Genomic DNA, 18,893 nt, shown 5'->3' on the forward strand with positions numbered 1-18,893 from the left:
AAAGGAGAAAGCAAGTCGTTCAGGAGAGAAGGAAGTCCGCCTCTCCCGCTTTCGCACCCTCGATGAAAGCGGTCATCTCGCCGGGCGTGTAGATCAGGGCGGGACCGTCCGGGTCCGCCGACTGGCGTACGGCGATACGGCCGTCGGCGAGTTTCATCGCCTCCAGGCAGTTGCCGCCGTTGCCTCCGCTCCACGGTTTGTGCCAGCCCTCGCTGCCCAGTTCACGGGCGGGCATTCCGTTGTAGATGCGCACGTTGCCTATTCGCGGGTTGATGCGTTCCGGCGTGACGCGTTCCATTCACAGCTCCTTGCGGAGATCCCGGAGGATCTCCTTCGTGCGATGTGCCGTAGCGGCTTGGGCCGCCATGCGGTCCATGACCTCCAGGTGGGTCGCCACCTCGGAACGCGCGTCCAGGTAGACAGCGCCGGTCAGGTACTCGCTGTAGACCATGTCCGGGAGTTCCGGCATGGCAAATCGGAACAGCACGAAGGGCCCGTACGTGCCGGGATGCGGACCCGAGGAGAACGGGATCACCTGCAACGTCACATGGGGCAGCTTCGTGGCCTGAAGCAACTTGTCGATCTGGGAGCGCATCACCTCGGGGCCGCCGATGGTGCGGCGCAGCACCGTCTCGTCCATCACCACCCAGATCCGGGGCGCGTCCTCGCGTGTGAGCAGATTCTGGCGCTGCATGCGCAGCGCGACATGGCGCTCGATGTCCTCGGGCCTGGTCTGCCCGATGGCTCCCGCCTTCAGGACGCCGCGCGCGTAGTCCTCGGTCTGCAACAGGCCCGGAACGAAGTGCGGTTCGTAGGAGCGCAGCAATGAGGCGGCGCCTTCCAGGCTGACGTGCATGGAGAACCAGTCGGGCAGGATGTCGTGGAACCGCTGCCACCAGCCGGGCTTGTTGGCGTCCTCCGCGAGCTGGACGAAGGCTTCGGCCTCCTGGTCGCCGACGCCGTACGACTTCAGCAGGAGCTGGAGGTACGGGATTTTGAGGGAGACCTCGGCCATCTCCATCCGGCGGACCGTCGCGGGGGCGACACGCAGGATCCGCGCGGCCTCCTCGCGCTTGAGACCTGCGCGTTCCCGCAGGTCCAGCAGTCGCCGTCCGAGAACGACCTGGCCGACCGTCGGCGCGGACCGCGGTTCGCTCACGTCCCACCTCCACTGAGTCCGGGCAGCCCGTTCGGCGCCGTCCGGGTTCTTCCTCGTCCGCCTCGACGATCCCAACTGGCGCCGCTTCGCTAGCTGTTGCCAGCAGTGTGCCACGCGCCCCCACAGCGTCACACGGCACTCTGCATTTTTCAGAGTGAGTCTTGCCAAGTGTTCGCGGCGACGCGATAGTGGCAAGCGTGATTCCGTCCGCGCCGTTAGGAACAGACGCCGCCGAAGACCGGTCCGGTCTCCGTGCCGCCATGGGGCAGCGCCCCCGTGCGGCCGCCGAGCGCCGGTTCCGCTTCGAGTTGGCCGCACACCCGGGCTCCGTGGCACAGGCGAGACGCCTGGCCCGGTCCCGCCTGGCGCGCTGGGCGGTGTGTGAGGACACCTGTGACACGGCGGCCCTCGTGGTCTCGGAACTGGTCACCAACGCGATCGTCCATGCCGCCGGACAACGCGTGATCTGCGAACTGCACGACGCCGACGACGTGGTGCGCATAGCCGTGTGGGACGAGGGGTGCGCTCCTGGCGAGCCGCATCCCTCCCCGCAGCGGCCCGACGAGGAGCACGGGAGGGGATTGCTTCTCGTCGCGGCAGTGTCCAGGGCCTGGGGGGCCCAGGACACCGGGCCCGGTCTGCTGGTGTGGGCGGAGATCCCGCGCTCGGCAGACCGGGCCGAAAACACCCGGCGCGAACCGGGGGTGCCCGATCCGGGCTCGCCCGAAGCGGGCAGCGGCCCGCGGGCGGACCTCGGCTGGAGCGCGAAGAAGCCCCCGAACGACGGCCGGGGCACCGGGGCGGAGGGATCCTGGGGGGCGGGAACCGTGGGGAACCCCCAGCCTCCCTCCGTCCGGAACGGGAACGGCGACGGGGATCGGCGGCGGGACGTGGATCCCTGTGGGGACGGGGATCCACGTCGGACCGGCGATCCCCGTCAGGCTGGGGACCCGGGTCGGGAGCACAACCGGGAACAGGATCGGGATCGGGATCGGGATCGGGATCGGGAGAGCCTGTGAGCCGTACGTCTGCGGCGGGGCCTGCGGCGCGGGTCCTGAGCCTGGACACGCTGGTCCGCGTGAGCCGCGGACGGCGACAGTCCGGGCCGCCGAGGCGGCTCCCCGTTCCCGAGGACATGAACGTGCCGCTGGGCTGCGACGCGGTGTCGGTGCCCGCCCGCTTCGGCCCGTTGCTGCTGTCGCGGCTGCCTCGCGTGGGCTGCGTCTACGCCGACGGGGCTCACTGGTGGTGGATCGTTCCCTCCGACTCCGATGTCGCCCTGGAGTGGCCGACGCCCGCCCACTACGTCACGGGGGCGGTCGTGCCGGACGCACCTCGGATTCCCGGGCTCATCCACAAACCGGATGGCACGCTTCCGTATACCCCGCCGATCCCCTTGTATCTGGCGGTGTGCCAGGTCACGGGCACGACACCCGCCTGGTCACGCCCGATCAGCGCGTGAGACTTCGGTGCCGGCGGTCGCGGAGGCAAGGAGTCCCGTCTCCGGGGGCGACCGGTCCCGCCCCTCACTCGACGCCGTCGGCACCGCCCACGACGACCAGGAACGCGTCGGAGGCGAGATCCATGACGACCTCCGCCGCCTGGCCCTCCTGGCGGCGCGCCTGCGCGAACTCCTCCGCGGGCCACGACCCGCGTGGTCCTCCTGCGGGAAAGCGCTCCAGCACCATTCGCCCGTTCACCGTCTACCTCCATGTCACGACGCTGTGGAGAGTTAAACGCCTGCCATGGGGTGAACGGCTCTGGCAGTGACGGTACTGAGACGAAGTCCACACCAGGCAGCAGCACAGCCGCGACGGACCCCGCGGGTCCTCTTTCTCGTCGCGTGAGCCGGCCACTCCGCCGGCCGACTCCTCGGTCAGTCGCCCCCGGGTGTCCCGTCCCCGAGGCCGTACGGCACCCGCGCCCCGGGCGTCACACCGCGACGGGCCGCGTGGGTGCGGTCCGCAGTCCCGCGCGCTCGCGCCGCTCGGCCAGTTCGCCGAGGAGTTCGGCGATCCGCTCGGTGTGCCGGGGCGTGAGCCGGCCGGTGTCGTCGAGCTGCACGGCGCATGCCGTGGTCGTGTCGACGAGCCGTTCCAGGGTGGCCGCGACCGCGTCGGTGCCCTCGGAGTGCCGTGCCAGGGCGGGGAGTTCGGCCGCGGCGAGATCGATCGCGGCACGGGCCTCGGCGAGCGCGCGATAGGCCTCACGGCGCAGCACCCAGCGGCCTGTACGGTCGCGGGCCGTACCGTCGCTCAGCACATGGGCGAGATAGACGTCCGCCGCCTCGCCGGCCCGGGTGAGCCTCGCCCGCACGGTCCCGCCACGCTGCCCGAGTGTCGGCAGATGTCCGACGAGCAGCACGATCGCGCAGGCCAGCAGGGTCTCCGCGATCCGGTTCCAGGAAGCCTGCGGCTCACCGCCGACCATCACCAGGGCGAGGACGAGGACCGTGACGACGGCGGTCTGCGCGGCGAAGTGCCGGGTGGCGACGGGGATGAGGGCGCCGCTGACCGCGACCAGCGCGACGAACCCCTCCGGCCGCGGCAGCAGAAGAGCGAGCCCCGCGAAGACGACCGCGCCGAGGACGGTGCCGGCCGCACGGCACAGCACGCGGGAGGCGAGCGGTCCCAGATCGGGCTTGACGAGGAAGACGGCGGTCGCGGGGAGCCAGTACCAGTGCGGATGGTTGCCGTACCAGCGTGCGTGGTGCAGGGCCTGTGCCACGGCGACGCTCGCGCCGAAGCAGAGGGCGACCCGGAGGCCGTACTCGCGGCCCGCGGCACCGATCGCGGTGCGGACGAGGGAGGCAGCGGTACGCCGCCTGTTGTGCAGGGCGTTCCCGACGCCCCGGTCGAAGGTCTCGGCTGCATGCAGCAGGGCGTCGTGGAGGGCACGCAGCGCGGGCACGACGGATGTGCCCCCGGGCGGGCCGGACCTGGCGCCGGGGACGGCGGGCGCCGGGAGCGGCCCGGTGGGGGCGCCGGTGCGGACCGCGACGGCGAGCCGCCGTGGGCCCTCCGCGGCCCGTGCGGGCACGGCCTCGCCCGCCCAGGCGAGCGCGGTCGCTGCCTCGGCGAGCGGCAGGGAGGCGGCGTACTGCGCGTGCAGCCGCCGCTCGGCCGCGGAACTGGCGTACCGCCGCAGCCGGGGCCCGTCGAGCGCGTCCTGCGCGTGGTCGAGGGCCGCGGTCAGCGCGACGCGCCGCCGGGTCGCGTCGGGTCCGCCCACGGCGAGCAGCAGCCGGGCGATGGCGTCGTACACACCGCCGACCGCGTCCCGCTCCCCGTCGAAGCGGTAGTCGCCGGTGTTCACCGCGGTCGTCGGCAGCGCCAGCCGCAGCGCGAGCAGCCAGCCGGCCCCGCCGAGGAAGAGCAGCGCACGCACCCACCCCGGCTCGGGCAACGGCATCCCGGCCCCGATCGCCGAGCCGACCAGCAGCTGGGTCGCTGCCCCGGAGGCGACGGGGCCGACCGCGCTGACGGCTCCGGCGAGCAGTCCGAGCCCGGTGAGGACGAGGGTGAGCGTCACGGCGCCGGTGTGCTGTCCGGTGTACGACCCGATGAGCAGACCGGTGGCCCCGGCGAGGGCGGGCACCCCGAGCCGTTCGACGGCGACCCGCCTGCTGCCCGGCCGGTCGTTGATCCCCGTCAGCATGGCGCCGAGGGCGGCGATCACTCCGAGTGAGGTACGCCCGCTCAGGACGGCCGCGAGCAGCAACGGCCCGGAGGCCAGCGCACCCCGCACGACCGCGTTCCAGGGGACCGGTCCGCGCTGGGCGCGCAGGGCATGGGCGAGCCAGGGCGGTACAGCGAGGGGGGTGATGCGCACGGGGCTCCTGTCGGGCGAGGGCGGGTGCCTTCGGGCGACGTCGGCCGGGCTCGTGTCGTTGCCAGGGTAGTGCGTGCCGTCCCCGGACAGCGAACGCGCGGATTTCCGCGACGTGACATTTCACCGGGGGGACGGACGTGATGAGTTTCGGAAGGGAGGAGGAGCGGGTCCGAGGGCGTAGCCGGCCCCCGGACCCTGAGATGCCGCCATGTCGCACGCCGGCACGCTTGAGAACCCAGGTCAGTCGTTATGTCGCCGCGTCCTGCCTTTGGACCACCACGCATCGAGCTGCGCGGACTGGACTTGAACCAGCATCTCGGCGTACTGGGGCCTGGGCCCGGTCGATCCGGCGATCGGCGGCGAATGCTGAGTCTGGAGCAATAGTCTGAGATTGATCACGGTCTGCCTCTGCCGAGTTGGGCTACCGCGGCGCGTGGACACTCCGTGGATCCGGAGTGCCGCTTGGTGCCGCGGGGAGGACTCGAACCTCCACTGGAACCGTGCATTCACGACAAGCCTCAGGTTCAGCTTGCGCTCCTCGCGCACCCCGGCCGCGGTGCGTTGTGGCCGGGGAGTTCAAAAGGCTACCCCTGTGCGAACAGGTAGCCGAAGACAGCGTCGCCGACGCGCTGGTCGACGACATCCGCGCCGTTGGCCTCCTCGCGGGCGAACTTGACCGCCTGCTGCAACTTCTCGACACGGTCGAGGAGTTCGTTCACGCGCCGCGCGGGCAGGGCACCGGAGAACTTGACGGTCGTCCAGTACCCGACGGGGATGTCCTCGTAGTACACCTCGACCTGGGCCGGGTGCTTCTCGGTGGCCTCGGCCTTGACGTGGTTCCGCGGGACCTTCTTCGTACGAAGGGTCCGCACCGGCTCGGTCTTCCAGGCGTCCGTGGAGGGATCCCTCACCCAGGACTCGGAGGCGTCGAGGACGGGCAACTTCCTTACGAAGGTGTTGAGATCGGTGAGCTGCTTCTCGAGGAAGAGCAGATAGGACACCGGCACCTCGGCGACGAGTACGCGCCCGTCCACCACCACATCGGCCCTCGCCGCGCAGTTGGCCCAGTCCTTGGTGGCGGTCACGTCGAACAGCCGCGTCAGGGTCGCCGCGGTGGCCCGCAGCACGTCCTCGGCCTGCACCTGGACCCGGGTCGACTCGGGCGGCAGCTGCTCGCCCTCCTCGTCCTTCGGCTGGTACGTCCGCGAGATGCCCGCGAGCAGCGCGGGCTTCTGCAGGCCATGATGAGCAGCCGTCAGGTCCTGATGGGACTTGGACTTGATGCCCTTCTCCACTGCGATGATCTGATTGAGTTTCGCCACGTCGGTGACCGTAGCAGCGACGACGGGGATCACTCGAAGGATTATTCGCCCGGGAGGGGCCAGCGCCTCCGCCCCCGTGTCGGTTCGCCCCACGCCCGTCCGCCGCGCGTCGGTCGGCCGCGCGTCCGTCCTCCGCGGCCGGCGCGCCGTCGACGGTAATAGAGGTGCGCGGGCCCGTGCCGGACCCGCATCATCGGCAGGTTGTCCGCCACCCGTCGGCGGACCCCACCCACAGGAGCCCCCATGGTCCAGCGCGTCACCGTTCCCAGCCTCTTCGCGCCGCCCGTCTACGCGCACGCGTCCGTCGTCGAGGCGGGGACGAAGCTCGCCTTCCTCGCCGGGTCCGTGCCGCTCGACGCCGACGGGAAGCTGGTCGGCGTCGGCGATCCCGTACGCCAGGCCGAGCAGGTACTGGCCAACCTCGACGAGCAGCTGCGCGCGGTGGGGAGCGACATGGCCCATGTCGTGTCGACCGACGTGTACGTCGTCAGCGGTGAGCCCGCGGTGCTGTCCGCGGTCTGGAATGTCGTCGAGGCCTCGGGGCTGAGCATCGGCCCGCACTCCTCGACCCTGCTCGGCGTGGCCTGTCTCGGGTACACCGGACAGCTCGTGGAGATCACGGCGACCGCCGTCGTCCCCGAGGCCGAACCGACGGCCGGCAGTGGGCCCGACCTCGCCTGACACCCGCGGAACGCTCACGGGGAGCGCGTCGTCAGCCCCGCGGACTCCGCCGCCGTGGTCAGGACCTCCCTCAGCATCGCCGGCGTGAGGCGCCCGGTGAAGGTGTTCCGCTGGCTGACGTGGAAGCACCCGAACAGCTCGACGGAGGCGGGGGCGGCATCGATACCGGCATCGATACCGGTGCCGATACCCATGCCGTCCGGTTCCGGCCGCCGTACGAGCGTCACCCGCGCCCCGTGCGCGAACGCCGGACGTGGCCGGGGCACCGTCCAGCCCGCCTCCGCGAGGGCCGGCAGGGCGGCCTGCCAGCCGAAGGCTCCGAGGACGACCACCGTGCGCAGCGTGGGCCGCAACAGCCCCAGCTCCCTGACGAGCCAGGGCCGGCAGGTGTCCCGCTCCTCGGTCGTCGGCCTGTTGGCCGGCGGCGCGCAGTGCACCGGAGAGGTGACACGCACCCCGTGCAGCTCCAGTCCGTCGTCGGCGCTCACCGAGGTGCCCTGCGAGGCGAGCCCGATGTCGTGCAGCGCCGCGTACAGCACGTCACCCGACCGGTCCCCGGTGAACATCCGCCCGGTCCGGTTGCCACCGTGCGCCGCGGGGGCGAGCCCGACGACGAGGAGGGACGCGTCGGGCGGCCCGAACCCGGGCACCGGACGCCCCCAGTACGTCTGTCCGGCGAAGGCGGCGCGCTTGGTGGCGGCCACCTCTTCGCGCCAAGCGACAAGCCGCGGACAGGCCCGGCAGCCGGCGATCCGCCCGTCGAGCACGGTGAGATCGGCGGAGCGGGCCGCACCTTCCGCCGGAGCGCCGCTGTTCACATCACCACGGTACGACCGCCGCACGACCGCCCTGCACGCCCTGCACCGCCGTTCGACCGCCCTGCACCGCCAAAGACGACCACCGTACGACCGCCGTACGACCGGCCGGCCGCCCGCGCCCGATCCCCCTGCTCGGCGCTCCCCCGCTCCGTTCCCGGCCCCCACTCCCACCGGCGGCTAAGTCATCTCCGCTCCCAGCGCCAGGAACCCGCAGATCAGCAGGAAGAGGAGGGCGAGGAGGGGCCAGATGAAGCGCAGGTACTTGTCGTAGCCGACCTTGGCGAGGGCGACGCCTCCGATGGTGACCGCGGTGGTGGGGACCCAGAGGTTCATCCAGCCGCTGGCGGCCTGCCACGCGGTCACGACGACGGCCCGGGAGACGCCCGCGAAGTCGGCGAGCGGGGCGAGGATCGGCATGGCGAGGGTCGCGTGGCCGGAGGTGGAGGGGATGAGGAAGGCCAGCGGCAGGTTCACGATGAAGACGATGATCGCGAAGAGACTGGAGGAGGTGCCCTCCACGATGCCCTCGATGGAGTGCAGAACCGTGTCGGTGATCTTCGAGTTGTTCATGATCACGGTGACCCCGCGGGCCAGCACGATCACCAGCGCGGGCGAGATGAAGTCCGCGGCGCCCTGGACGATCGTCGCGCTCAGCTTCTGCTCGCCCATCCGCGCCACCACCCCGACCAGCACCGCCGCGCACAGGAACAGCGCCGCCAGCTCCGGGAAGGACCAGCCGAGCTCGAACCCGTACGGTCGCGCGTCCGCCTCGCCGGTGAGCGCGCTGGACCACGGCACGACGGAGAAGATCATGAAGGCGAAGACCAGCGCCGTGGTGACGAGGACCGCCTTGTGCAGACCGGTCAGCTCGGGAACCTCGCCGGCCGCGTCCTGGGCGTGCTCGCGGTCCCCCGGCAGGAACCCGGTGATCGAGCGGTCGGGGCTCCGCTGCACCCGGCGCGCGTACCGGATGACGTACCCGATCGTGACCGCCGTCAGCACGACCCACATCACGAACCGCAGCACGATGCCGTCGCCGAGCGAGATGCCGGCGGCGGACGAGGCGACGCCCGTCGCGAACGGGTTCACCGTCGAGCACAGCACCCCGATGCCCGCGCCGAGGATGATCGTGCCGACCGCCACCATCCGGTCGTAGCCGAGCGCCAGCATCAACGGCACGATCAGCCCGTAGAACCCCAGGGTCTCCTCGGCGAAGCCCTCCACCGTGCCGAGCACCGAGAACACCAGCATGATGCCCGCGATGAGCAACGCGCCGCGTGTGCGCAGCCGGTGGGCGAGGAGGCCGATTCCCCGGTCGAGGGCGCCCGTCGCGAACACCACCGTGATGAACGCCCCGATGGCGAGGACGAAGAGGAACACACCCGCGCTGCCGTACAGTTCACCGGCGAACTCCGGCCCGACCTGCGCGGTCTTCTCGTCCAGGATTCCGTAGAGGCCGTTGACGGGCGAGAGGAAGAGGTCGTTGAGGCGGTCGACGAAACTCTGCCCCGAGTCGACGCGGTGATACGTGCCCTGGATCGGCCTGCCCTCGGGCGTGCGGTCGTACTGTCCTGCCGGGATCAGGAACGCCAGTGCCCACACGGCGATCGTGACGATCGCGAGGACGGTCAGCGCACTCGGAAACGTGAACCTGCGCTGGTGCGGCGGCTCTTCTGTGCCGGCCGGCTCGGTGCCGGTCGGGGTGGTCACCGGACCGTCCCGTCCCGGCTCACGCGCTCTCCCCCGCTCCCTCGCGGAAGTCTGCCGCGTACTCCCTTACGAAGGCACACATCGCCACCACGGTGTTGCGCAGCTCCGAGAAGAGGACGCGCTCGTTGGGTGCGTGCAGGTTGCACATGCTGTCCTGCGCCCCGAAGAGCAGCACCTCTGCGTCGGGTGCGGCTCGTGCGAGCCCGTTGACCAGCGGAATCGAACCACCGGTCGCGATGTACGCCGCCTCCTCGCCCCAGGCCTCGCGCAGCGCGGTCAGCGCGGCGCGATAAGCGGGGCCGCCGGTCGAGGCCTTGTAGCCGGGGCCCGTGTCGCCCGGTGTGACGGTGAGAGGGACGCCGAAGGGCCGCAGCGAGCGCAGGTGGTCGACCAGCTTGGCCCGCGCCTCCTTCGCGTCCTGGCGCGGGTGGAAGCGGAGATTGAGCTTGGCACGCGCGTACGGGACGACGGCGGAGGCCGCGTGTTCGACACTCGGCGCGTCCAGGCCGATCACCGTGATCGCGGGCCCGCTCCACAGCCGCTCGCCGAGACTTCCGCTGCCGACGAGCGGGACCCCGTCGCAGACACCGGCGAGTTCACGGAATTCGTCCTCGGTGTACGTCGTTCCGCTCCACTCCTCACGCCGCAGCCCCGCGACGGCCACATCGCCCTGCACATCGTGCAGCGTGGACAGGGCGGTCAGCAGCACGAGCAGGGCGTCCGGCGCGGCACCGCCGAACTCCCCGCTGTGCCGGGGCTCCTCGAGGGTGCGCACCTCGACCACGACCTCGGCCGCACCGCGCAGTGCGGTGGTCAGGGTGGGGCTGCCGGGGCGGAGATTGCCCAGGTCGGCGATGACCATCGCGTCGCACGCGAACCGCTCGGGATCGCTGGGCGGATAGTCGTCGAAGGGGCTGCCGTACTCCTCCTGCCCCTCGAAGACGATCTTCACCCCGACCGGCGGCCGCCCCTCGTACGCCCGGAGCATCCCCAGGTGAGCGATCACGTTGGACTTGTCGTCGGCGATCCCGCGGGCCCGGAGACCGCCCTCGACGGGGGTCGGCTCGAAGGGCGGCGACAGCCACAGCTTCTCGTCCCCGGGCGGCTGCACGTCGTAGTGCGAGTAGAGCAGGACGGTCGGCGCGGCCGGGTCCGGCGGCGGGATCTCCCCGAAGATCACGGGGGCGGTGCCGGGAAGATCGATGCTCTCGACACGCTCCACTCCGGCGTCCCGCAGCATGCCCACGAGGAGATCGTGGGCTTCCCGCACCGGCCCGGCCGGGAAGCCGGGGAACGCCACGGAGGGGATGGCCGCGAGGCGTTCCAGATCGGCGCGGAGGCCGTCCATCAGCGCGTCGACCTTCGCTGCTGTCTGCACCCTCGGTCCCCTCTTCCTGTTCCCCGGACGGCTTCACCGACAGCCTCCGCCCGCCCCGGGAACGACGCATCCGGTGTGGTCCGTGCGACGGAAAAGGCATGCGGTGTCCCGGGCCGGGGGCATTAGAGTCGGGTCATGGCTTCTCAGGGTGCTGACGGGGAGATGAAGGGCGCGGGGACCGAAGGCGGGCGCGGCGCGAATGCCGGGAAGACCGCCACGGCCGGCTCAAGGGCCGACTCCGGGACCGGGTCCGGGACTGGCCGGACCGGCTCCAGGGCTTCTGCCACGGCGGCCTCCGGGACCGGCCCAAGGGCCGCTTCTGGGGTCGAGTCCGGTGGCGCCTCCGGGATCGAGTCCGGGACCGACCCCGATCCCACTGCCACGGCGGCCTCCGCGACCGCTGCGGCCGTCAGGGCCGCCGTCGCCGCTGGGCCCGCCGGCGGCGAGAGTGTGCGGGTCGACGCCTGGATCTGGTCCGTCCGTCTCGTCAAGACCCGCTCGATCGGTGCCACGGCCTGCAAGGGCGGTCATGTTCGGGTCAACGGGGAACGTGTCAAGCCCGCGTACTCGGTCCGCGTCGGCGACGAGGTACGCGTGTGGCACGAGGGCCGCGAACGGGTCGTCGTCGTGAAGCGCGTGATCCGCAAGCGGGTCGGCGCACCCGTCGCCGCCGAATGCTATGCCGACAACAGCCCACCGCCTCCGCCGCGCGAGGCGGTGGCTCCGGCGGGTGTCCGGGACCGGGGCGCGGGACGCCCGACCAAGCGGGACCGCCGCGACATGGAACGCCTGCGGGGAATGCAGACGGGTTCGTCCGGCCCCGTCCGAACCTCGGGCCCCTCCACGGGACCGACCGGCTCCACCAGGTCCCCGGGCACGACCGGGTCCGGAGGCGCCTCCCGCCACTGAGCCCTCCTCGCGCCCGTAACTTCCCCTCCCGGTCCTCGCCCCCCGCCTCCGGTTCGTCGAGCCGCTCCGGTTCGACGAGCCCTGGTTCGACGAGCCGCACCGGCACCCGTCTCGGCTTCCCGGCCGTCCGGAACGCGGCCGCACCGAGGCACCGGCCGGCTCACCGGCACACGGGCCACTCACCGGTCGGCGCACCGGTGTACAGGCCGTTTCCCCGGCGGGCGTACGGACGTACGGCATCGAGGGGCTCCCCGTCCCGGAGGAGCCCTGCGTCCTTGCTGTGCCGTCACGCCCGACGTCCGGCCCGCCGGCGTACCAGGCGGAGCAGTTCGGTCGTGTGGTCGCGCCTGGCCCAGGCGATCAGGCCGAGCGGCAGCATCAGGATCAGCGGGGTCGCCACGTACGGGCCGTGGACGACGGTGACGTTGACGATGAACGCACCGACCATCAGAGCGCTCAGTGCCAGCGCGGCCACCGAGTCCAGCAGTGGGATCAACAGGGCCATGCCTCCGGCGAGTTCGAGCGCGCCGATGATGTACATGCCGGTGTGGCCCCAGCCCAGCTTGTCGAACGACTCCGTCGCCGAAGGGTGGGCGATCAGCTTGGGAAGGGCGCTCGCGAACGCGTAGAAGAGGCCGAGGACGACCTGGAGGGCGGTCAGGGAGATCCGGGCGGCACGGGAGCGGGGCCTGAGGGCGGCGCGGGTGGCGGTGAGGGGGATGGTCGTCTCGGACACGGTGGTCTCCTCCTGTGGGAAGCGGTAGCTGCTTTCACAGAGGTAGACCTGGGGGCTGCCGGGAACTCATCGGCGCTGAACGGGATTTGTCGCGCGCGGCGGCCGCCGCTCACCCCTTCACGGCCCTCACCCATATCCCGTCGTCCGTCAGATACCGGTCGACCTTGAGCCCCGCCTCCGCCAGCGCCTCCTCGAATGCCTCCTTCGTCAAAGGGCGGGACAGAAACGTCTGCGTCCAGGTGGCGTCCGGGAACGTGTACTCCGCGCGCACCGAGTCGACCCCGTCCCCCACGGGCTCGGTGGACAGGATGCGCACGACGAATCCGGACGGGTCGGCGCGCTCGCGCGGCACATCGGTGTGGTAGTTCTCGCCCTCGCGCTGGATCAGTACGCAGCCGTCGTCCGCGACATGGCGAGCGCAGGTGTCCAGGAGCGCCCGTCGCACCCGGACGTCCCCGGCGTGCACGAGGAACGACGCCAGCAGCACGACGTCGAACGTCTCGCCGAGGTCGAGGTCCTCGATGCTGCTGCGTATGCGGCGCGCCCCTCGGACGTGCTCCAGCATCTCGGCGGACTCGTCCACCGCCGTGACCGCGAAACCGAGTTCCAGGAGCGGGTGGGTCATCCGGCCGACCCCGCTGCCCAGTTCCAGGATGTGCGAGGCGGCGGGCACGGCCGCGGTGATGATGTCCGGTTCGGTTCCGACGGGCAGACGGGTGTAGAGCTCGACCGCGCAGCCGTCCGGTGTGATGGCACCCGGTCCCGTGCCCTCGTATCCCTGACGCATTTCGATCCTCATACCCGTCCAACGGACGGCTTCCGCAAGCCCGTTCCCCTCTCCGGTCACTCGTTCGGGTGACATGTTCGAGGGACATCCGTCCGAGTCAGGGGCCCGACGGGACGGACTACAGCGCGAACCAGCCCCGTCCTCCGTACCAATGCCCGCCCGCGCGCAGATGGTCGACCACCGCGCGCTCCACACGGTTGCGCCGCGGCAGTTCGTCGAGCGGGAGCTCCGGATCACCGAAGACGAAGCCGACGGGCATCGTGTCGTCCGGGGTCCTCTCCTCGTGCACCAGGTGGAAGCGGTCCTGGAAGCGAATGATGTTGGAGTCGGCCGGCAGATATCGCTTGAGCTGCGGGTCGAGCAGCCAGGAGTCGCAGACGGCTGTCCCGTGGCGCTCCTCGGGGTAGTGGCGGGCGAAGAACTCCCGCGCCAGGTCGAGCGAACGGTCGCACGCGGCCGGGGAGAGCGGGCCTCGGAAGTCGGTGATGTGCAGGTTCAGACAGGGGGCGCCGGGGTCCAGGGCCAGCCCCGCCGCCGCGGCGGCACCGGCCGTGCGCCGCCCCAGCAGGACCCGCTGGAACTGGAGCCGGCCCAGCTGGAACAGCTCGCCGTGGAAGTGCAGGGCGATCCACCAGGGGAACAGCAGTCCGGGGCCGCCGGACCGTCTGTGGTGCACGGACACATGACGGCCGAGGTCGGCGAGTGTGCGCCGCGAGACGTCCTCGGGCACCCCGCGCTCCCGGTGATGGGCGCGGACGTACGGAAGCGCCGCTATGAAGACGTACAGATGGAAGCAGCGCCCGAGAAGTCCCGTCGTCGCGGGGAAGGCGGGTGGCTCCCAGCCCTTCCCTATGTCCCCCATGTCCCGCACGAAGCGGGTGACGCAGCGCGCCAGGAGGATCATGGCCTCCGGATCGGCGGCGAACCGGGCCCGCAGTGCGACGAGTTCGTTGATGTGTTCATGGGGCACGGACAGGTCGAGCAGGATGTCCGGCAACGCGTCGGCGTCCGGGAGCGCCGCTTCCCGAAGGCCGGAACTCTCGCTCTCCAGGTCTCTCAGCCACTCGGCGGTCCTCGCGTCCGCCCGCAGCGTCCTCAGCAGCACCGTCGCCTCCCCCGGCGGCCGTCGCCCGACGGCTCTCCCTTGGTGAACGTGCACCACGAAGAGTACGTTTCCTCATAGGAGTGGTGATCCTGATGCGTACGGGCAGTGAACCGGTGACAGCGCGCAGTGCTCTGCGGATGCGCTTCTGGCTGAGCGTCTGGGGCCTGATCTGGGCCGTCTTCGGGACGGTCGCGTTCATCCTGGTGGGGCGGCCGGGGTGGGCGGCCGCGTGTGCCGCGCTGTGGGTGATCGTCACGGTCGACATGACCATGATCCTTCGGCACATCAGGCAGGGCCCGCACTACCAGCCGGGCCGTGACGTCCCGCCGTACGAGCCCGTGGACGACCGGCGCGCGTACCGGCCGCCGCCGGAGCGCCGCCGGCCGTCGAGGCCGTCGCACCCCTGAAACCTCCCGGCGGCCGTGCCGATGCGCGTGAAACGGCGGGGCGGCCGGGCCGCTTCGCGCGGACGCGCTACACGTCGAACCGCGCCGCCCGCAGATACTGCGGCTGCGGGTCGAGCGCGGCCGCCAGTCTGAAGTGCCGCTTCGCCTGCTCGGGGCGCCGCTGGCGCTCGTAGGTCCGGGCGAGCGCGAAGTGCGCGAACGCGTTGTCGGGCTCGCGCTCCAGGACGATCGTGAACTCCAGCTCGGCGGGCCGCAGTTGCGCGGCGGCGAAGAAGGCACGCGCGCGCAGCAGCCGGGCCGCGGTGTTCTCCGGGTGTGCGGCGATGACAGGGTCGAGCAGCTTCACCGCACCCCGCGGATCACGCGCGGCGAGCAGTTGCTCGGCGGCGCGGAAGTCGATGACATGCGTCTCGGGAGTTCGTCCGATCGATCCGCTGGTCTCGGGCACGGCAGAGTCCTTCCCTCGCTGCAAGGGTTCAACGCCCCTCCGGAGGGGCGCTATTCCGGGCGCTGCTCCTGGGGGTGGCGTGCTCTGCGTACGAGATCGCCCCATACGTCCCGTACGCGCCGCTCCAGTGCCTCCAGGGGCACGTCGTTGTCGATGACGATGTCCGCGATCGCCAGACGCTTGTCGCGGGAGGCCTGTGCGGCCATCCGCGCACGGGCGTCCTCCTCCGTCATGCCGCGCAGGCGGACGAGACGCTCGAGCTGGGTCCCGGGACGGGCGTCGACGACGATCACGAGGTCGTACAGCGCGGCCAGGCCGTTCTCCGCGAGCAGGGGTACGTCGTGGACGACGACGGCGTCCTCGGGCGCGGCGTCCTCCAGGGCCCGCGAGCGGGCGCCGACCAAGGGGTGCACGACCGAGTTCAGGACGGCGAGCTTCTGCGGGTCGGCGAAGACGATCGAGCCGAGCTTCGGCCGGTCCAGGCCGCCGTCCGCGGCGAGGACCTCCTCGCCGAAGGCGTCGACGACCGCCGCCAGCCCGGGAGTTCCGGGCGCGACGACCTCCCGCGCGATCCTGTCCGCGTCGATCAGCACCGCGCCGTGCGCGACGAGCAGCCGTGACACTTCGCTCTTGCCGGCGCCGATACCACCGGTCAGGCCCACCTTCAGCATGCCTCGCAGCTTAGGCCCTGTCACTGACAGGCCCTCCGCCCGGGAGCCGGGAAGTCCCGGGAGCCCGAGAGGGGGTCAGGCGTCTCCTTCGCGTTCCGCCAGGAAGCGCTCGAACTCCTGGCCGATCTCGTCCGCCGAGGGGATGTCCACCGGTTCCGCGAGCATGTTGCCGCGGGTCTCGGCGCCCGCGGCGGCGTCGTACTGGTGCTCAAGGCCCTGGACGAGCGCGACGAGTTCCTCGTCGCCCTCCTGGATCTGGCGGTCGATCTCCGTCTGGGTGCGGTGCGCCTCGGTCCGCAGGCCGTGCGCTATCCCGGGGAGCACCAGGCCTGTCGCGGCCGTGATGGACTCCAGGACGGTCAGCGCCGCGTCCGGGTACGGGGAGCGCGCGATGTAGTGGGGCACATGCGCGGCGACACCGAGAACGTCGTGACCGGCCTCCATGAGGCGGTACTCGATCAGCGACTCGGCGCTTCCGGGGACCTGTGCCTCGTCGAAGGGGCTGCGGTGGCCGGGCACCAGATCGGTGCGGTTGCCGTGCGGGGTGAGGCCCACCGGGCGGGTGTGCGGGACGCCCATGGGGATGCCGTGGAAGTTCACGCAGAGGCGGACCCCGAGCCGCTCCACGATCTGCTGGACGGCGGCGGCGAAGCGCTCCCACTCGGTGTCCGGCTCGGGGCCCGACAGCAGCAGGAAGGGCGCGCCGGTGGCGTCCTGCACAAGCCGTACCTCGAGGGTCGGCTCCTCGTACTCGGCCCAGCGGTCGCGCTTGAACGTCAGCAGCGGACGGCGGGCGCGATAGTCCACGAGCCGGTCGTGGTCGAAACGGGCCACGACCTGGTGGGGCAGCGAGTCGAGCACCCGGTCGACGATCTGCTCGCCGGTTTCGCCCGCGTCGATGTATCCGTCGAAGTGGTAGAGCATGACAAGACCGGCCGACTCCTGGGCGAGTGCCATGTCGACCACGGCCAGGCCCTTCGGCTCCCATGCGTACAAACCCTGCGGATCAAGCACTGTGACCGCTCCTCCTCGTGTTCGTACTGCACAACGTGGCGCGGAGCACGGGCATTCCCGTCCCGTGCTCCGCGCCGCTGCCTCATGCCGGTCCATCGGCCTCTCCGAGCGGCCGGAAGGCGTTCAGCCGGCGGTGGGGCACCGTCGGCGGACCGCCACCAGCACAGCACACGGGTGTTACGAGGACAGCACGCGCGCGTGGAGCGCGGTGACGGCGTTGCGGGCGGACGTGAAGGCGCCGTGCTGCCAGGCGTCGGCATAGCTGAGCCAGTCGCCCGCGAAGTAGACCCGCCCGGTGGGCCGGTTCAGCGGCTTGTAGCGGACGTCGTCGGGCCCGCCGGGGGTGTTGTGCCAGGCGCCTTCCAGGTGCGGGGTCTGGCGCCAGTGGTGGGAGAAGGACGAGTCGAGTTCGGTGCGGTACTTCTCGCCGTAGATCTTCACGCCGGCGGCCACCGCGCGCTTCTCGCGCTCCTTGGGGGTGAGCTTCGCGTACGAGTCGGCGTCGGAGCCGTAGTTGTAGTAGCCGATCATGACTCCGCGCCGGCCGTGGAAGCCGTACGAGGGATGCCAGATGTGGGTGACGTCCAGGTCGGTCTCGGTGATGCCGCCGTAGATCCGGTGGTCGAGCTCCCACCAGCGGGACCGGTATTCGAGGCCGATCTTGCCCGCGGACTGGGGGGTGATCGCCTCCAGGGCACTCCGGACCCCGGAGCCGAGGTTGTGCGGGATCCTGGCGAGGATGTTGGGCGGCAGGGCGCCGATGCAGAAGTCGGCGTCCAGGGTCCTGGTGCGCCCGCCCTGGGTGTACGTGACGGTGACGCCGTCTCCCTTGTCGGTGATCCGGGAGACCGCCGCTCCGGTACGGATGCGGTGGGCCCCGATCGCCCTGGTGAGCGCCTTGGGTATCTGGTCCATGCCGCCCACCGGCTGGAACATCAGCATCGCCTGGTCGAATTCGAACTCGAAGGAGAAGTACCGGCCGACGCCGGAGGCGAAGACCTCGGAGGCGCTCGGGACGTCGCCCAGGAGCACGCCCGGGGTCCCGGCGGCGGCGGGGACGGTGGTGTAGCCGCGGCGCGGACCTCCCTCATAGGTGAGCTTGTCGCCGAGTTCGCCGAAGTCCTTGAGGAACTCGACGAGCCTCTCCTGGTCGGCGGCTGTCAGCTCCTTGTCCAGGGCGCCCCTGTCGGTGGCCTTGGCCAGCAGCTCGGAGACGTAGCCGTAGACATCGGCCTTCGCTGTCCGGTGACGCATCGGCCTGGTCATGCCGGCCGACTCGTTGTACATGTACGCGTCCGCGTTCGTGTTCGTGAACACTTCGACGGGGACGCCGAGTTCGCGGCAGTAGTCGAGGGTGACCATCCACTGCGGGAGGCGGGCCGGACCCGCGTTCATGTACTGACCCTCGCCGAACCGGGCCGTCTGCGTGTTGCCGTACAGGTCGGTGGTCGAATCACCGCCGCGCACGGTGAAGTTGCGGCCGCCGGTGCGGTCTCTCGCCTCCAGGACCGTACAGTCGTAGCCCGCCTTGCCGAGCTCGTACGCGGAGGCGAGACCCGCGATGCCGCCGCCTACGATCACGACCTTCGCGGCCCCCCTCCCGGAGAGCGTGAAATCGCCCGGCTTCGGTGCGCGGAAGGGCTGTTCGCGCTGGGCGGCCCGCGCGGTGGGCGCAAGGCCGAGGGCCCCCATGGTGGCGAACATCGCGCCCGCGCCGCCGGTCAGACCGACGTTGCGCAGGAACGCCCGCCGGCTCGCCGCTGTCGATCGCTCGTGTGCTGCCATGCCTTCGACTCCCCTCACGATCTTGAATGACCCGGGGATCCTGGCAACGGCCCGTTACAGCCCTGCAGTTACTCGTGTATCCGACACGTTTCTCTCCTCGCACACCGGCCTGGTCCAGACCTTGACGCGAAC

20 protein-coding genes are annotated in these 18,893 nt (G+C 71.2%); 5 read left to right on the forward strand and 15 right to left on the reverse strand.

The window, feature by feature from the left end; genetic code table 11:
• Positions 1-19: 19 nt before the first annotated feature.
• Together OG485_RS12975 and OG485_RS12980 are read right to left on the reverse strand one after the other, a co-directional pair.
• Entirely contained in the window at positions 20-298 is a 279-nt protein-coding gene (locus OG485_RS12975; protein WP_326788416.1) for a DUF397 domain-containing protein, read from the reverse strand.
• On the reverse strand, positions 299-1,159 hold the full coding sequence (locus tag OG485_RS12980; RefSeq protein WP_328668492.1) for a helix-turn-helix domain-containing protein: 861 nt from the start codon (positions 1,157-1,159) through the stop codon (positions 299-301).
• Between the two features lie 260 nt (positions 1,160-1,419).
• On the opposite strand from OG485_RS12980, the gene OG485_RS12985 reads away from it, so the two are divergent.
• Both OG485_RS12985 and OG485_RS12990 read left to right on the forward strand, forming a co-directional pair.
• A complete protein-coding gene (locus OG485_RS12985; RefSeq protein ID WP_328668493.1) occupies positions 1,420-2,178 on the forward strand; it encodes an ATP-binding protein in 759 nt (252 codons plus the stop codon).
• A complete protein-coding gene (locus tag OG485_RS12990) occupies positions 2,175-2,621 on the forward strand; it encodes a hypothetical protein (RefSeq protein WP_328668494.1) in 447 nt (148 codons plus the stop codon). The genes OG485_RS12985 and OG485_RS12990 overlap by 4 nt, the downstream gene beginning before the upstream one ends.
• A gap of 64 nt (positions 2,622-2,685) precedes the next feature.
• Here the strand turns inward: OG485_RS12990 and OG485_RS12995 are convergent, their stop codons facing one another.
• The 3 genes from OG485_RS12995 to OG485_RS13005 all read right to left on the reverse strand — a co-directional run bounded on the left by OG485_RS12995 (position 2,686) and on the right by OG485_RS13005 (position 6,312).
• The gene (locus OG485_RS12995; protein ID WP_261703432.1) at positions 2,686-2,859 is read right to left on the reverse strand and encodes a hypothetical protein; all 174 of its coding nucleotides are present in this window, start codon (positions 2,857-2,859) and stop codon (positions 2,686-2,688) included.
• 232 nt (positions 2,860-3,091) lie between these two features.
• Complete coding sequence (locus OG485_RS13000) at positions 3,092-4,990, reverse strand: FUSC family protein (RefSeq protein ID WP_443048689.1); 1,899 nt, start codon at positions 4,988-4,990, stop codon at positions 3,092-3,094.
• Between the two features lie 584 nt (positions 4,991-5,574).
• Complete coding sequence (locus OG485_RS13005) at positions 5,575-6,312, reverse strand: DUF7873 family protein (protein WP_261703435.1); 738 nt, start codon at positions 6,310-6,312, stop codon at positions 5,575-5,577.
• Between the two features lie 243 nt (positions 6,313-6,555).
• On the opposite strand from OG485_RS13005, the gene OG485_RS13010 reads away from it, so the two are divergent.
• Positions 6,556-6,993: a RidA family protein gene (locus OG485_RS13010; RefSeq protein WP_328668495.1), complete on the forward strand. Its 438-nt coding sequence runs from the start codon at positions 6,556-6,558 to the stop codon at positions 6,991-6,993.
• A 14-nt stretch (positions 6,994-7,007) separates the two neighbouring features.
• Here the strand turns inward: OG485_RS13010 and OG485_RS13015 are convergent, their stop codons facing one another.
• The 3 genes from OG485_RS13015 to OG485_RS13025 all read right to left on the reverse strand — a co-directional run bounded on the left by OG485_RS13015 (position 7,008) and on the right by OG485_RS13025 (position 10,869).
• Positions 7,008-7,811: a uracil-DNA glycosylase gene (locus tag OG485_RS13015; protein WP_328668496.1), complete on the reverse strand. Its 804-nt coding sequence runs from the start codon at positions 7,809-7,811 to the stop codon at positions 7,008-7,010.
• A gap of 177 nt (positions 7,812-7,988) precedes the next feature.
• Positions 7,989-9,521: a YfcC family protein gene (locus tag OG485_RS13020; RefSeq protein WP_328668497.1), complete on the reverse strand. Its 1,533-nt coding sequence runs from the start codon at positions 9,519-9,521 to the stop codon at positions 7,989-7,991.
• 19 nt (positions 9,522-9,540) lie between these two features.
• Positions 9,541-10,869, reverse strand: coding sequence for a M20/M25/M40 family metallo-hydrolase (locus tag OG485_RS13025; protein ID WP_443048911.1), 1,329 nt, complete (start codon positions 10,867-10,869; stop codon positions 9,541-9,543).
• 378 nt (positions 10,870-11,247) lie between these two features.
• Here OG485_RS13025 and OG485_RS13030 point away from each other — a divergent pair, with 378 nt between their 5' ends.
• Positions 11,248-11,808: an RNA-binding S4 domain-containing protein gene (locus tag OG485_RS13030; RefSeq protein ID WP_328674402.1), complete on the forward strand. Its 561-nt coding sequence runs from the start codon at positions 11,248-11,250 to the stop codon at positions 11,806-11,808.
• Between the two features lie 286 nt (positions 11,809-12,094).
• On the opposite strand, the gene OG485_RS13035 is transcribed toward OG485_RS13030, so the two are convergent.
• The 3 genes from OG485_RS13035 to OG485_RS13045 form a co-directional block, all read right to left on the reverse strand.
• Positions 12,095-12,544, reverse strand: coding sequence for a DoxX family protein (locus OG485_RS13035; protein WP_328668499.1), 450 nt, complete (start codon positions 12,542-12,544; stop codon positions 12,095-12,097).
• Positions 12,545-12,653: 109 nt separating this feature from the next.
• On the reverse strand, positions 12,654-13,331 hold the full coding sequence (locus OG485_RS13040) for a class I SAM-dependent methyltransferase (protein WP_328668500.1): 678 nt from the start codon (positions 13,329-13,331) through the stop codon (positions 12,654-12,656).
• Between the two features lie 118 nt (positions 13,332-13,449).
• Complete coding sequence (locus tag OG485_RS13045; protein ID WP_328668501.1) at positions 13,450-14,436, reverse strand: acyltransferase domain-containing protein; 987 nt, start codon at positions 14,434-14,436, stop codon at positions 13,450-13,452.
• 92 nt (positions 14,437-14,528) lie between these two features.
• On the opposite strand from OG485_RS13045, the gene OG485_RS13050 reads away from it, so the two are divergent.
• Positions 14,529-14,843 carry a DUF6343 family protein gene (locus OG485_RS13050; RefSeq protein ID WP_328668502.1) on the forward strand — a complete coding sequence of 105 codons (315 nt, stop codon included), beginning with the start codon at positions 14,529-14,531 and terminating at the stop codon, positions 14,841-14,843.
• A gap of 67 nt (positions 14,844-14,910) precedes the next feature.
• On the opposite strand, the gene OG485_RS13055 is transcribed toward OG485_RS13050, so the two are convergent.
• The 4 genes from OG485_RS13055 to OG485_RS13070 all read right to left on the reverse strand — a co-directional run bounded on the left by OG485_RS13055 (position 14,911) and on the right by OG485_RS13070 (position 18,680).
• Positions 14,911-15,291: a tetratricopeptide repeat protein gene (locus tag OG485_RS13055; protein WP_326788405.1), complete on the reverse strand. Its 381-nt coding sequence runs from the start codon at positions 15,289-15,291 to the stop codon at positions 14,911-14,913.
• A gap of 50 nt (positions 15,292-15,341) precedes the next feature.
• Positions 15,342-15,962 (reverse strand): dephospho-CoA kinase, encoded by a 621-nt coding sequence (gene coaE / locus OG485_RS13060; RefSeq protein WP_328668503.1) that lies wholly within the window; start codon positions 15,960-15,962, stop codon positions 15,342-15,344.
• 75 nt (positions 15,963-16,037) lie between these two features.
• Positions 16,038-16,976 carry a PAC2 family protein gene (locus tag OG485_RS13065; protein ID WP_328668504.1) on the reverse strand — a complete coding sequence of 313 codons (939 nt, stop codon included), beginning with the start codon at positions 16,974-16,976 and terminating at the stop codon, positions 16,038-16,040.
• Positions 16,977-17,153: 177 nt separating this feature from the next.
• On the reverse strand, positions 17,154-18,680 hold the full coding sequence (locus OG485_RS13070) for a flavin monoamine oxidase family protein (RefSeq protein WP_328674403.1): 1,527 nt from the start codon (positions 18,678-18,680) through the stop codon (positions 17,154-17,156).
• Positions 18,681-18,893: the final 213 nt, after the last annotated feature.

It is taken from the genome of Streptomyces sp. NBC_00328, from assembly GCF_036139655.1.
GTDB lineage: Bacteria > Actinomycetota > Actinomycetes > Streptomycetales > Streptomycetaceae > Streptomyces.